The organism is Gordonia sp. QH-12 (assembly GCF_001578675.1).
In the GTDB taxonomy this organism is placed as follows: domain Bacteria; phylum Actinomycetota; class Actinomycetes; order Mycobacteriales; family Mycobacteriaceae; genus Gordonia; species Gordonia sihwensis.
This window is the reverse complement of record NZ_KQ969286.1, coordinates 35733-48824: the sequence shown is the minus strand read 5'-3', so window position 1 is coordinate 48824 and position 13092 is coordinate 35733. Positions and strand designations below refer to the sequence as shown.

Below are 13092 nucleotides of genomic sequence, written 5' to 3'. Positions count from 1 at the left end.
GCAGGCTACGGCCGGTAGCCCGCGGGGATCGCGTCGAGGAAGTCGCGCGTCACATTCACCGAATTGGTGGAGTCGCCGCCGAGCACGATGAGAGTCGCGAACGCGATGTCGCCGCGATAGCCCGCGAACCACGCGTGCGATCCGCCCGCGACCTCCGCCTCGCCCGTCTTGCCGTACACCTCGCCCGATCCGGCGATCGAGGTCGCCGTTCCCTCGGTGACCACCGCGCGCATCATCGGCCGCAGCCGCTGGTACACCTCGTCCGACAGCGCGGCCTGCGGGCCGGTCACCGTCGTCTCGCGTCCGTCGATGAGCTGCGGGACCTGAGCCCTGCCGGTGGCCGCGGCCGCGGCCACGAGCGCCATGCCGAGCGGGCTCGCCAGCACCCGGCCCTGTCCGAAACCGTCTTCGCTGCGGGCCACCAGCCCGGGTTCGACGGGCACCGAGCCGGACTTCACGTCCAGACCGGGCACCCGGTACACCTCTCCCAGCCCCATCGCGGCGGCCGCGTGGGTGAGATCGGTGGGCCCCATCCGGCTGGCCAGGTCGGCGAAGGTGGTGTTGCAGGAGTGGGCGAAGGCGGAGCGCAGCGGCACCGCCCCGAGCGAGAAGCCGTCGTAGTTCGGGATGGAACGCTCACCGATGTGGATCTCGCCGGGACACGGCACGATCGCGTCGGGATCGGTCATCTTGTCGTGGAAGGCCGCCGCGGAGGTGACCATCTTGAAGGTCGAACCCGGCGGGTACAGACCGGAGGTGGCGATGAGGCCGTCACGATCGGCATCGCGGTTCTGGGCGATCGCGAGGATCTTGCCGGTCGACGCCTGCAACGCCACGAGCATCGCCTGCTTCCCCTGGACGGCGTTCACCGCGCGCTGCGCCGCGTCCTGCACCGACCGCGACAGGGTCAGCAGGACCGCGGGCGCGGGCGTGCCCGACTCGTCGGCGACCACGTCGGCGACCAGTCCGTTGGGGTTGAGCACCGAGACCCGCCACCCGCTGGCCCCGGTGAGGCCGCCGGAGACCTCGTCCTTGACCTTCGCGAGCACCGACGGTGCGAATCCGGGGTCCCGCGGAACCAGAACGGCCTGGTCCTCGGTCACGATTCCGGGCACGGCCAGCCGGTCGCGCAGCCGGTCGAAGTCCGCGGTCTGGATCCGGCCGATCGGCAGCGGATCGCTCCGCGCCGTCGACTTCTCGGCGATCGCCTGCGGGTCGAGTCCGGGGATCAGGGGACCCAGGACGTCCACCAGACGGTGCGCCGAATCGCTGACGCTTCCCCCGGCCGCGGCCTTCGCGGCGTCGAACGACACCCCGACCACGGTGCCGTCGACCATCACCTCCGAACCGTCGGACTCGTTGACGGCCGCCCGCGGCGGACTGGTCTGCGACATCGCCAGCCGCTGGTCGGCGCCGAGCTTGGGATGGATCGCCGACGACTTCCACCGCACCGACCAGCCGGTGTCGCCGCGGCCGAGCGCGATGGTCGCCGAGTACTCCCACGATCTGTCGCCGGCCAGGGTCCAGGTGTAGGTGACGGGCACGTCCGCGACGTCCTGATCGATCCGTACCCGCCCGGCGGTCGCCGACATCGAGTCCGCCGCCAGTCCGGTCCACGTCTGCGCGAGTTGATCGCGAGCCCGGTCCGGATCGGTGGTGACCGCCCCCGCGCCGGAGAAGTCGCGGTCGGCGAACCGGTCGAGGAAGGTCTGAACAGCCGACCGGGGACCGTCGTCCTGCGTCGCACACGCCGTCAGAGTCGCCAGCAGCGCCAGCACCACGACGAGGCACGGCACCGTCGACCGGCTGCGATGAGAGCGACGCACGCGCGCTCGGAGTGTACTGGGCATCGGCCCGATCATAGAGGACGAGCGGGCGGCGGCCGTCAGTCGACCAGGACGGTCGCGAAGGTGCCGACCTGCTGGAATCCGACCCGTTCGTAGGTGTGCCGGGCGGCGGCGTTGAAGCTGTTCACATACAGGCTCGCGATCCGGCCCTGGCGGGCGATCGCCGCGGCCACCGCCGCGGTGCCCACCACGCCGTATCCCCTGCCGCGCCAGTCAGGATCCACCCAGACGCCCTGGATCTGGCCCACCTTGCGGGACATGGAACCGATCTCGGCCTTGAACACCACGCGGTCTCCGTCGAATCGGGCGAATACGCGCCGCGCCGAGATCAGCGCCGCGAGCCGCCTCCGGTACGACCTGCCCTCGTCCCCGGCCCGCGGATCGACGCCGACCTCGCCGATGAACATCTCGACGGCCGCCGGGAAGTAAGCGTCCAGATCGGCCATCGTCACCAGGCGGACCTGCGGATCGGGCGCGATCTCGGGGTAGCCCGTGAGCGCGAGCAGCGGCTGGTCGTCGCGGATCTCCCGCGGGGGACCCCATGCCGCCGCGACGCGGTCCCACAGTCCGAGCACCAGGTCGGCCGATCCCACCACCGACGAGCACAGACGCGGCGACGCCAGTGCGCGGTCGGCGAAGACGTCGAGATCGGTCGCGCCGCCGATCAGCGGCATCAGATTCGCACCCGAGAAGGCGAGTGACTCGCTCGGCTGCGAGGCGGTCCACATCTCGCCTCCGAGGAAGCGGGGCGAGAGCCCGTACGCCTCCACCCGTGCCGCGACCATGCACGACGCCACCGGGTCGAGGTCGAGTGCGCGGGCCACCGCGTCGGCGTCTTTGGCGCCGAGCGGCCGGTCACCGAGGATCCCCAGCACGGCCCACCTCCCTGCTCACTTCAGTTCAGCAGCATCCCGACGTGACAGCGGATCGCTACGTCACGGTCACGACCGGGGCGCCGCTTCCAGTCTCCCCCGACTCCTCGGCGATACGCAGCGCTTCGGTGATCAGAGTCTCGACGATCTGTGCCTCGGGAACGGTCTTGATGACCTCGCCCTTGACGAAGATCTGGCCCTTGCCGTTACCCGACGCGACGCCGAGGTCGGCTTCGCGGGCCTCGCCCGGTCCGTTCACCACGCAGCCCATCACGGCCACGCGGAGCGGGATCTCCATGCCCTCCAGTCCGGCGCTGACCTCGTCGGCCAGTTTGTAGACGTCGACCTGCGCGCGGCCACACGACGGGCACGAGACGATCTCCAGCTTCCGCGGGCGCAGGTTCAGCGACTGCAGGATCGCGTCGCCGACCTTGATCTCCTCGGCCGGAGGCGCCGACAGTGAGACGCGGATCGTGTCGCCGATGCCCTCGCTCAGCAGCGCACCGAAGGCCACGGCCGACTTGATGGTGCCCTGGAACGCCGGTCCGGCCTCGGTGACGCCGAGGTGCAGCGGGTAGTCGCACTGCGCGGCCAGCTGACGGTAGGCCTCGACCATCACCACCGGGTCGTTGTGCTTCACAGAGATCTTGATGTCGCCGAAGCCGTGCTCCTCGAACAGGCTCGCCTCCCACAGGGCCGACTCCACCAGAGCCTCCGGCGTCGCCTTCCCGTACTTCTCCAGCAGTCGCTTGTCGAGGGATCCGGCGTTGACGCCGATCCGGATCGGGATGCCCGCGTCGCCTGCCGCCTTGGCGACCTCCTTGACGCGGCCGTCGAACTCCTTGATGTTCCCCGGATTGACTCGCACGGCGGCGCAGCCGGCGTCGATCGCGGCGAAGATGTACTTCGGCTGGAAATGGATGTCGGCGATCACCGGGATCTGCGACTTGCGCGCGATCACCGGCAACGCGTCCGCGTCCTCCTGGCGGGGGCACGCCACCCGGACCATGTCGCATCCGGAGGCGGTGAGCTGCGCGATCTGCTGCAGCGTGGCGTTCACATCGTGGGTCTTGGTGGTGCACATGGACTGCACGGAGATCGGGAAGTCGCTGCCGACGCCGACGTCGCCGACGTGGATCTGCCGCGTCTTGCGTCTGGGAGCGAGCACCGGCGGCGGTCCGGCGGGAATCCCGAGACCGATCGATTGAGTCATGTTTCCTCTCCTTGGCACCGTGATCGGCGGGCGCGCCGGCGCGGTCACCCCTCGAGTCTACCGACCCCGGCGCCACCGTGCGCACCGCGTCGACCGGGCCGATGTCCAGGGATTTGGACAGTTCAGCGGCCTGCGGACACGGCAGCATCAGTGCTGCAGATCACTGTCTGCGCCCCTGTCCGCACGTCCGAATCACCCGTCCCTGTCCGCCACCTCTGCCGAACGGAACCGCCCATGACGACCACCACCCCGAGAATCACCATCCCGACGCCCCCGCACCGCACCTCCGCGAAGAACGCCGGCCGACAGGCGGCGCTCGTCGCCGGCGCCCTCGCACTGGCGATGACCGCCCAGTCGGCGACGACGCCGGCAGCGGGTGCCGATCCCGCGTCGTCGGGCAGTCCGGAGTATCTGGTCGTCGGCGCGAGCGGCACGCCCGGCGTCACCGTCCTGAAGGCCCAGGGGCCGCGGCTGACGAAGGTGAGCACCGCTCCGACGAAGACCTCGTTCTCCCTCTCCCTCCGGCCGCATCCCAACGGGAAGTGGGTCTACAGCGCCGGGGTGGCCTCGTCGAACATCCAGGCGTGGCACCTCACCTCCGCAGGCCGGCTGGTCCCGTTGGCGGGCGGCGGCATCACCGACGCCGGCGGTCCCGTCACCGGCCTCGGCTTCAGTCCCGACGGCCGCTACCTGGTCGCGACCGTTGGCTCGGTGCGCACCACCCTGGTGACCTACCGGGTCTCGAGCACCGGCGGGTTGACGCCCGTCAGCCGGACCGATCAGCCGAACCCCGTCAGCGCCCTGGGCCATCCGCTCTTCACACCGGACGGCAAGCACGTCTACGTGCCGAGCTTCGTGGCCTGCACCATGGACGCGTACTCGTTCAGCGACTCGGGCAAGCTCACCCACATCGGGACCACTCAGGCCGCGGGGCTGATGCCCGCACTCGGCCAGGTCACGCCCGACGGCAAATACCTGTACATCGGCAACGAGCAGTCGCACAACATCAACGGCTGGCGCATCAACCGGAACGGCACGCTGACGCCCATCGGCGCCCCGTTCGTCGGGCTCGTGCCGCACGGCATGGCGGTGACCTCCGACAGCAGGTACGCCTACGCGCCGATGACGATGGGCATGAATGTGGCCTCGTTCCGGATCGGCCGGAACGGGACGCTCAACACGGTCGCGTCGACGCCGACCGGGCTCACCAGCCCGCCGGCCCGAGTGGTCCTCAGCCAGGACCAGAAGTGGCTCTACGTCATCGACGTCGCCTCGCTGACCGGGCTCACCTCGCACGTGAGCGCCTACCGCCGCCTGTCCGGCGGCCGTCTGGCGAAGTCCGGCACCTCCGCCGACACCGGCCTGGTGTTCACCGACGGCGACACCGCCTTCACCATCCGTCCCTCGGCGTGACGGCGGGCGCCCCGGCCCGGACGCGCTCGGGGCGCCTGGCGGTGACGGCGTCAGAACACCTTGATCGGGTTGACGATGTCGGCTGTCACGGTGAGGATCATGAACCCGCCCATCACGGCCACCACCGCGTAGGTGATCGGCAGCAGCCGGTAGTAGTCGACCGGACCCGCCGCGATCTTGCCGAAGCGGCGGCGCACGGTGTTGCGGATCTTCTCGTAGAGGGCGATCGCCATGTGTCCGCCGTCCAGCGGGAGCAACGGGATCAGGTTGAAGGCGCCCAGGAAGAAGTTCACGCTGAGCAGCAGCCCGAAGAACATGTCCCAGTAACCGTGCTCCACGGCCTGTCCGCCGAGGACCGATGCGCCGACCACGCTGACCGGACTGTCGACGGCGCGCTCGCCGCCGGTGACCGCGTGCCACAGGCCGGTGACCTTGGACGGCAGCGAGATCAGCGCCTTGAAGGTCTCGCTGAAGATGTCGCCGGTGAAGCGCAGCGCGCCGCCCCAGATGCTGCCCGCGCCGTAGTGCTCCACGTAGGCGGTGTCCAGGCCCACGCCGATGGCGCCGACCTGTGCGGGGCGCAGCGCGCCGCCGTCGCCTTCCACCATCCGCTGGACCGGGGTCACCGGCACCGTCAGATCCATCCGGTGGCCGTCGCGCTCCACCGTGAGGGCGACGGTGCCGGCGGACTGCTGGACGCGTTGGATCATGTCGGACCGGTCGGTGACGGTGTGGCCGTCCACAGCGAGCACCTGATCGCCGACCTGCAGTCCGGCTGCCGCAGCCGGGGCCGTTCCCGTGCACGCCACGGGCACTCCCTGCGCATCGGTGGTGGTGGCCACGCACTCCAGCGACTTCACGTACACCGGTTGATCGCCGATGATCGGCAGGCCCCACCCCAGACCCAGCACCACGACGAGCGCGAAGCCGAGGATGAAGTTCTGGACGGGTCCGGCGGCGAGAACCACGAGCCGTTTCCAGGTCGGCTGCGCGTACATCGCGCGTTCGCGTTCCTCGTCGGTCAGATCCTCGTGGGGCGTCATGCCCGCGATGTCGCAGAAGCCGCCGAGGGGCACCGCTTTCACGCCGTACTCGGTCTCCCCGCGCCGGGTTGACCACACCGTGGGACCGAAGCCGACGAAATAGCGGCGCACCTTCATTCCCGTCGCCTGCGCGGCCCACATGTGACCGAGCTCGTGCCAGGCGATCGAGATCAGCAGTGCCAGCGCGAAGAGCGCGACGCCGAGCACCAGACTCACTGATCGTCTCCCTCAGACCCGTGGGAGCACCGGGCCCCGCTTGACTGTGTTCGTGCCGGCCGCGTCCGTGCCGAGTGTGTTCTTCCCGACTACGAGCGCGCCGTGACGTGCTCCGCGGCACGCCGCCGCGCCCACTGGTCGGCGGCCAGCACCTCGTCCAGGGTACCCGGCCGCGATGACCACTGATCGGCGTCGGCCAGCACGTCCGCGATGACGCCGACGATCCGCGGGAAGTCGATGGCGCCGGCGAAGAATCCCTCCGCCGCCACCTCGTTGGCGGCGTTGTACACCGCCGTGAGGCTGCCGCCTGCCTTTCCGGCGCTGCGTGCGAGACGGATCGCCGGGAACACCTCGTCGTCCACCGGCTCGAAGGTCCACGTGGACGCGGTGGTCCAGTCGCACGCCGACGACGAGCCGGGGACGCGGTGGGGCCAGCCGAGGGCCAGTGCGATCGGCAGCTTCATCGACGGCGGCGACGCCTTCGCGATGGTGGCTCCGTCGACGAAGGTCACCATCGAGTGCACGATCGACTGCGGGTGAACGGTGACGTCGATGCGGTCGTAGTCGACGCCGAACAGCAGGTGCGCCTCGATGACTTCGAGGGCCTTGTTGACCAGCGTCGCCGAGTTGAGGGTGATCATCGGACCCATCGACCAGGTGGGATGCCTGCCCGCCTGCTCGGGCGTCACACCGCGCACCTGCTCGGCGGTCCACCCGCGGAACGGCCCCCCGGACGCCGTCAGGACGAGTCGCTCCACCTCGTCCGCGGTGCCGCCGCGCAGGCACTGCGCGATCGCCGAGTGCTCGGAGTCGACCGGCACGATCTGACCCGGCGCCGCGGCGTCGAGCACCAGGGCGCCGCCGGCCACCAGCGACTCCTTGTTCGCCAGTGCGAGCCGCGCCCCCGACTCCAGGGCGGCCAGGCTCGGGCGCAGACCGATCGCTCCGACCACTCCGTTGAGGATCACGTCGGCCTCCACCGACTCGATCAGCCGGACCATGGCGTCGGGTCCGCCGAGCACCGGGCCGCCCAGCCGGTCGCCGAGCACGACGGCGGCGTCGGCGTCGGCGACGGCCACCCGCTGCGGCGCCAGCCCCGTTTCGGCGACCTGCCGCTGGAGCAGTTCGAGGCTCCCCCCGCCGGCCCCGAGGCCGACCACCTGGAACCGGTCCGGGTGCTCGGCGACCACTTCGAGGGCCTGGGTGCCAATGGATCCCGTGGATCCGAGAATCAAAACACGCGTCGTCACACCCGACATTGTCGCGCACGCGGGTCGGGTTATGCTGTAGGCCGGACTACTACCGGTCGTCATAAGGAGTGAACGTGGCAAGCACTGAGGTCGAAACCATCGATACCGGATGGGTTCACGAGCCCGCCGACGCCCCGTCGGCTCGTTTCGGCTGGCACGGTGTGGCCCGCCGCTCGATCGCGATCGCTTCCTTCGTCACCGCGATCATCCTGCTCGGCATGCTCAAGGGTAATCACGTCGGCCACATCGAGGACATCTTCCTCATCGTCATCGCCGTGGCACTGATCGGTTACACCGTCTACGAGATGATTCCGCGCAAGGGCGTCTGGAAGCGCTGACCCGGCTGCGCAGGCACAGTCACCGGAATACCTGAAAGACCCGGACGCCACGTCGTCCGGGTCTTTCTCGTCTCTGTCCGTGTATGACGCGCCTACTTCTCTTCGGCGGCGAGCTGACCGCACGCCGCGGCGATCTCCTGCCCGCGGGTGTCGCGGACCGTGCACGACACCCCGTGTTCGCGCACCCGGCGGACGAACTCGGCCTCCACCGGTTTGGGGCTGGCGTCCCACTCGGATCCGGGCGTCGGATTCAGCGGAATGAGATTCACATGGACGAGCGAACCGAGCGCGGACCGGAGCTTGCGTCCCAGCAGGTCGGCGCGCCACGGCTGATCGTTCACATCCCGGATGAGCGCGTACTCGATCGACACGCGCCGGCCGGTCGTGTCCGCGTAGTAGCGCGCGGCCTCGAGCACCTCGGCGACCGACCACCGGTTGTTGACCGGCACCAGGGTGTCGCGCAGTTCGTCGTCGGGGGTGTGCAGCGACACCGCGAGGGTCACCGACAGCCCCTCGTCGGCCAGGCGGCGGATCGCCGGCGCGAGACCCACCGTCGACACGGTCACCGACCGCGCCGAGATGCCGAAGCCGTCGGGCGCCGGGGACGTGATCTTGCGGACCGCGTCCACCACGCGCCGGTAGTTCGCGAGCGGCTCCCCCATGCCCATGAAGACGATGTTCGACAGCCGGCCCGGCTCTCCGACCTCACCGTCGCGCAGTGCTCGGGCGGCGGCCCGGACCTGGTCGACGATCTCGGCGGTCGACAGGTTCCGGTCGAGTCCGCCCTGACCGGTCGCGCAGAACGGGCACGCCATACCGCACCCGGCCTGTGAGGAGATGCACAGAGTATTCCGCTCGGGATAGCGCATCAGGACCGATTCCAGCAGCGTGCCGTCGTGCAGGCGCCACAGCGTCTTGCGTGTGCTGTCGTCGTCGCAGGAGATGTGCCGGACGGGTGTCATGAGCGTCGGGAAGAGCGTGCGCGCGACATCCTCGCGTGCGCCCGCGGGCAGGTCGGTCATCTCCTGAACGTCGGCGGTGAGCCGGCCGTAATAGTGTTTGGCCAGCTGATTCGCCCGGAACTTGGGCAGCCCGAGCTCGGCGGCCGCCTCGATGCGGCCCTGCTCGTCGAGGTCGGCGAAATGCTTCGGCGGCAGGCCGCGCTTGGGTGCGTCGAAAACGAGGGGCAGAGAGCTCACACCGACCATTGTCTCATGCGACGATAGAGGCATGACCACACCTGATCCGAAGCACGGGGACCGATTCGACGAGACGTCCGGCGGCGCGGAGCCACACGAGGTCGCTCCGGTCGAGGGGTCGCAGCAGTACGGCACCGTCGATCCGGTGAAAGCCGAACGCCGACGGGTGGCCGCTGCGGCCTCCGCCGCATCCGGCACACGTACTCAGGCGACGTACGTCGGATGGGTGCTCGGGGTGCTGGTCACGATCCTGTTGATCGTGTTCATCGTCATGAACCCCGACTCGGTGGAGATCGACCTGATCTTCTTCAAGGCCGACCTGCCACTCGGCGTGAGCCTGCTGATCGCCGCCATCGCGGGCGCCCTGATCACCGCACTGCTCGGCGGCGCGAGGATCTTCCAGCTCAACCGGGCGCTGAAGAAGGCGCGCAAGCACGGGTAGCGCTCGCCGCCCCGCTCCTCACAGCAGCCAGGCCAGCACTGCCCAGGTGATGAACGCCGAGGGCAGCAGCGAGTCCAGACGGTCCATGATGCCGCCGTGACCGGGCAGCAGCGTGCCCATGTCTTTGATGCCGAGGTCGCGCTTGATCTGGGACTCGACGAGGTCGCCGGTGGTGGCGACCACCACCAGCAGCGGACCGAGCACGAAACCGATCCACCAGTGCGAGGTGTCGAGGATCCACACGACGCAGGCGAGTGCGCCGAGGGTGCCGACGACAACCGATCCGGCCAGTCCCTCCCACGACTTCTTGGGACTGATCGCGGGCGCCATCGGATGCTTGCCGAACAGCACGCCCGCCACATAACCGCCGACGTCGGAGCAGACCACCACGATCATCAGGGTGAAGACGCGGAGCGCACCGTCCTCCTGGCGTACCAGGTAGGTGCCGAAGGTCGCGAGCATCGGCAGCCACGCCAGCACCAGGATCGCGACCGACAGATCGCGCATGTAGTTCACCGGAGCGTTCGACAGACCCTGTGCGAACAGCTTCCAGACCATCATCACCAGGATCGTCGCCGCCATCGCGACGAAGGTCCCGGCCAGTCCGAACGGCCACGACAGCCAGATCATCGCCTGTCCACCGGCCAGCAGCGGGATCACCGGGACCGCGAAACCGCCGTCCCGCAGCCGCTTGACGACCTCCCAGGTCGCGATCGCCAGTGCGACAGCGACGACGCCGTACCAGCCGTCCGGGGCCAGCAGCAGCACGGCGATGAGCAGACCGCCCAGGATGCAGCCGACGCCGATGGCTGCCGGGAGGTTCCGGCCGGCCCGGGAACTCCCCCCGGAGGGTTTCTCAGCCTGCTCCGGTGTACTCGTCATACCTCGAGCAGCTCAGCTTCTTTGTTCTTCACGAGCTCGTCGACCGCATCGGTGTAGGTGTGCGTGGTCTTGTCGAGTTCCTTCTCGGCGCGCGTCACCTCGTCCTCGCCCGCGTCGCCGTCCTTCTGGATCCGCTTGAGCTCGTCGACGGCCTTGCGTCGCACGTTGCGGATCGCGACCTTGGCGTCCTCGCCCTTGCCGCGCGCCTGCTTGCCGAGCTGCTTGCGGCGCTCCTCGGTGAGCTGCGGGATCGCGACGCGGATCACCGTGCCGTCGTTGGTCGGGTTGACGCCCAGGTCGGAGTTCCGGATGGCGGTCTCGATGTCGTTCATCGTCGACTGCTCGTACGGCTTGATGACGACGAGCCGCGGCTCCGGGGTGTTGATGCCCGCCACCTGGGTGATCGGAGTGGGAGCGCCGTAATAGTCGATGACGACTTTGTTGAACATCGCCGGGTTGGCACGCCCGGTGCGGATGGAGGCCATGTCGTCGCGCAGGTGGGCGACGGCCTTCTCCATCTTCTCCTCGGCGTCGAGCAGCGCTTCGTCGATCATGATGAGTCTCGTTCCTTCTTTTCGTCGCGGTGGAAGTCTGGGATCGGCAGTGGTCAGGAGGCCTGCGGGGTGCGCACCAGCGTGCCGATCGGTTCACCCGCGACCGCGCGGGCGATGTTGCCGCGCTCGAGGAGATTGAACACCAGGATCGGCATGTTGTTGTCCATGCACAGGCTGAACGCGGTCGCGTCGGCGACCTTGAGCTGCTTCTCGATCGCCTCGCGGTGGCTGATCTCGCGATACAGTTCCGCGTCCGGGTTGCTGCGCGGGTCGTCGGAGTACACGCCGTCGACGGCCTTGGCCATCAGCACCGCCTCGGCCTTGATCTCGAGCGCGCGCTGCGCAGCGGTGGTGTCGGTGGAGAAGTAGGGCATGCCCATACCCGCACCGAAGATCACCACGCGGCCCTTCTCGAGGTGACGTACGGCGCGCAGCGGCAGGTACGGCTCGGCGACCTGACCCATGGTGATGGCGGTCTGCACGCGGGTGGTGATCCCCCGCTTCTCCAAGAAGTCCTGCAGCGCGAGGCAGTTCATGACGGTGCCGAGCATCCCCATGTAGTCCGAGCGCGAACGGTCCAGACCGCGCTGCTGCAGTTCGGCGCCGCGGAAAAAGTTACCGCCGCCGATCACGATGCCGATCTGGACGCCCGAGGAGACCACCTCGGCGATCTGGTCGGCCACGGTGCCCACGACGTCCGGGTCGAGCCCCACGGAACCGCCACCGAACATCTCACCGCCGAGCTTCAGAAGCACCCGGGAGAAACCTGCTCTGCCCTCTTCGGCGGTCGACTGCGATTCGCTCATCTCTTCCTTCGCTCGAGTGTCGGCACAAACTCTCTCCATCTTAGGGCGTCGATCGTCCCGCATACGCACTCCGGCCCCGGAGTCGCCCTCGCGGGTCGATTCCGGGGCCGGAGTGCGTATGCGGCCTAGCGGACTAGGACTGGCCGACCTCGAAGCGGGTGAACGCGACGACGGTGGCGCCGGCCTCGTCCAGGATCGCCTTCACGGTCTTCTTCGAGTCGGTGACCGACGGCTGGTCGACCAGGACGACGTCCTTGTAGAAGCCGTTGACGCGGCCCTCGACGATCTTCGGGAGCGCCTGCTCGGGCTTGCCCTCGGCCTTGGCGGTCTCCTCGGCGATACGACGCTCGTTCTCGACGACGTCCGCGGGGACCTCCTCGCGGCTGGCGTACTTGGCGCGCAGCGCGGCGACCTGCATGGCGGCGCCGCGAGCGGCCTCCGCGGCGGTGTCGCCCTCGCCAGTGTAGGAGACCAGGACGCCGACGGCGGGCGGCAGGTCCGAGGCACGCTTGTGCAGGTAGACGGCCACCGGGCCGTCGTACGACGCGACGCGGCGCAGGACCAGCTTCTCGCCGATCTTGGCCGAGAGCGCCTCGACGGCGTCGGCGACGGTGCCGTCGCCGAGCTTCGCGGCGAGCAGAGCGTCGACGTCGTTGCTGCGCAGCTCGATGGCCGCACCCAGGATGTCGTCGGCGAGCTTCTGGAACTCGTCGTTCTTGGCGACGAAGTCGGTCTCGCTGTTGAGCTCGATCATGACGCCGTCACGGGCGGCGACCAGACCCTCGGCGGTGGAGCGCTCGGCACGCTTGCCGACGTCCTTGGCGCCCTTGATGCGCAGCTCTTCGACCGCCTTGTCGAAGTCGCCGTCGTTGTTCGCGAGGGCGTTCTTGCAGTCGAGCATGCCCGAACCGGTCATTTCGCGCAGACGCTTGACGTCCGCCGCGGTGTAGTTCGCCATAGGTGGCGACCCTCCTTTGTCGATTTGTGATCGAGAGACAAGATTCTCCGGCGGGGTGA

General features: G+C 69.1%; 13 protein-coding genes. 3 read left to right on the top strand and 10 right to left on the bottom strand.

The features are described from left to right. Nucleotides 1–5: 5 nt before the first annotated feature. Genes Y710_RS05995 through ispG form a run of 3 tightly spaced genes read right to left on the bottom strand, consistent with a single transcriptional unit; the run spans nt 6 to nt 3932 of the window. On the bottom strand, nt 6–1850 hold the full coding sequence (locus Y710_RS05995) for a penicillin-binding transpeptidase domain-containing protein (RefSeq protein ID WP_082781266.1): 1845 nt from the start codon (nt 1848–1850) through the stop codon (nt 6–8). 35 nt (nt 1851–1885) lie between these two features. Beyond that, nucleotides 1886–2722: a GNAT family N-acetyltransferase gene (locus Y710_RS05990; RefSeq protein WP_006897882.1), complete on the bottom strand. Its 837-nt coding sequence runs from the start codon at nt 2720–2722 to the stop codon at nt 1886–1888. A 55-nt stretch (nt 2723–2777) separates the two neighbouring features. Then, the gene (ispG, locus tag Y710_RS05985; protein ID WP_006897883.1) at nt 2778–3932 is read right to left on the bottom strand and encodes a flavodoxin-dependent (E)-4-hydroxy-3-methylbut-2-enyl-diphosphate synthase; all 1155 of its coding nucleotides are present in this window, start codon (nt 3930–3932) and stop codon (nt 2778–2780) included. Nucleotides 3933–4166: 234 nt separating this feature from the next. Between ispG and Y710_RS05980 the strand changes: the two genes are divergently transcribed. After that, nucleotides 4167–5345: a lactonase family protein gene (locus tag Y710_RS05980; RefSeq protein ID WP_062366807.1), complete on the top strand. Its 1179-nt coding sequence runs from the start codon at nt 4167–4169 to the stop codon at nt 5343–5345. A 50-nt stretch (nt 5346–5395) separates the two neighbouring features. Here the strand turns inward: Y710_RS05980 and Y710_RS05975 are convergent, their stop codons facing one another. Both Y710_RS05975 and dxr read right to left on the bottom strand, forming a co-directional pair. Next, nucleotides 5396–6604, bottom strand: coding sequence for a M50 family metallopeptidase (locus Y710_RS05975; RefSeq protein WP_045538417.1), 1209 nt, complete (start codon nt 6602–6604; stop codon nt 5396–5398). An 89-nt stretch (nt 6605–6693) separates the two neighbouring features. Further along, nucleotides 6694–7863, bottom strand: a complete 1170-nt coding sequence (gene dxr / locus Y710_RS05970) for a 1-deoxy-D-xylulose-5-phosphate reductoisomerase (protein ID WP_062366805.1) — start codon at nt 7861–7863, stop codon at nt 6694–6696. 65 nt (nt 7864–7928) lie between these two features. Between dxr and Y710_RS05965 the strand changes: the two genes are divergently transcribed. Continuing rightward, on the top strand, nt 7929–8192 hold the full coding sequence (locus Y710_RS05965) for a DUF2631 domain-containing protein (RefSeq protein WP_006897887.1): 264 nt from the start codon (nt 7929–7931) through the stop codon (nt 8190–8192). A gap of 92 nt (nt 8193–8284) precedes the next feature. On the opposite strand, the gene rlmN is transcribed toward Y710_RS05965, so the two are convergent. Further along, nucleotides 8285–9391: a dual-specificity RNA methyltransferase RlmN gene (gene rlmN / locus Y710_RS05960; RefSeq protein ID WP_039868035.1), complete on the bottom strand. Its 1107-nt coding sequence runs from the start codon at nt 9389–9391 to the stop codon at nt 8285–8287. A 31-nt stretch (nt 9392–9422) separates the two neighbouring features. Between rlmN and Y710_RS05955 the strand changes: the two genes are divergently transcribed. Continuing rightward, nucleotides 9423–9833 (top strand): LapA family protein, encoded by a 411-nt coding sequence (locus tag Y710_RS05955; protein WP_006897889.1) that lies wholly within the window; start codon nt 9423–9425, stop codon nt 9831–9833. 18 nt (nt 9834–9851) lie between these two features. Here the strand turns inward: Y710_RS05955 and Y710_RS05950 are convergent, their stop codons facing one another. From Y710_RS05950 to tsf, 4 genes are all read right to left on the bottom strand, one after another. Beyond that, a complete protein-coding gene (locus Y710_RS05950) occupies nt 9852–10715 on the bottom strand; it encodes a phosphatidate cytidylyltransferase (RefSeq protein ID WP_006897890.1) in 864 nt (287 codons plus the stop codon). After that, nucleotides 10712–11269: a ribosome recycling factor gene (gene frr / locus Y710_RS05945; protein WP_006897891.1), complete on the bottom strand. Its 558-nt coding sequence runs from the start codon at nt 11267–11269 to the stop codon at nt 10712–10714. Before frr ends, Y710_RS05950 begins: the two co-directional genes overlap by 4 nt. Before the next feature lie 53 nt (nt 11270–11322). Continuing rightward, nucleotides 11323–12075, bottom strand: coding sequence for a UMP kinase (gene pyrH, locus Y710_RS05940; protein ID WP_006897892.1), 753 nt, complete (start codon nt 12073–12075; stop codon nt 11323–11325). A 133-nt stretch (nt 12076–12208) separates the two neighbouring features. After that, the gene (gene tsf, locus Y710_RS05935) at nt 12209–13033 is read right to left on the bottom strand and encodes a translation elongation factor Ts (protein WP_006897893.1); all 825 of its coding nucleotides are present in this window, start codon (nt 13031–13033) and stop codon (nt 12209–12211) included. Nucleotides 13034–13092: the final 59 nt, after the last annotated feature.

Bases quoted from the DNA above. Each gene is read 5' to 3' on its own strand.
- dxr (WP_062366805.1), bottom strand. From the start codon at position 7,863: ATGTCGGGTGTGACGACGCGTGTTTTGATTCTCGGATCCACGGGATCC.
- pyrH (WP_006897892.1), bottom strand. From the start codon at position 12,075: ATGAGCGAATCGCAGTCGACCGCCGAAGAGGGCAGAGCAGGTTTCTCC.
- ispG (WP_006897883.1), bottom strand. From the start codon at position 3,932: ATGACTCAATCGATCGGTCTCGGGATTCCCGCCGGACCGCCGCCGGTG.
- frr (WP_006897891.1), bottom strand. From the start codon at position 11,269: ATGATCGACGAAGCGCTGCTCGACGCCGAGGAGAAGATGGAGAAGGCC.
- Y710_RS05955 (WP_006897889.1), top strand. From the start codon at position 9,423: ATGACCACACCTGATCCGAAGCACGGGGACCGATTCGACGAGACGTCC.
- tsf (WP_006897893.1), bottom strand. From the start codon at position 13,033: ATGGCGAACTACACCGCGGCGGACGTCAAGCGTCTGCGCGAAATGACC.
- Y710_RS05980 (WP_062366807.1), top strand. From the start codon at position 4,167: ATGACGACCACCACCCCGAGAATCACCATCCCGACGCCCCCGCACCGC.
- Y710_RS05950 (WP_006897890.1), bottom strand. From the start codon at position 10,715: ATGACGAGTACACCGGAGCAGGCTGAGAAACCCTCCGGGGGGAGTTCC.
- Y710_RS05995 (WP_082781266.1), bottom strand. From the start codon at position 1,850: ATGCCCAGTACACTCCGAGCGCGCGTGCGTCGCTCTCATCGCAGCCGG.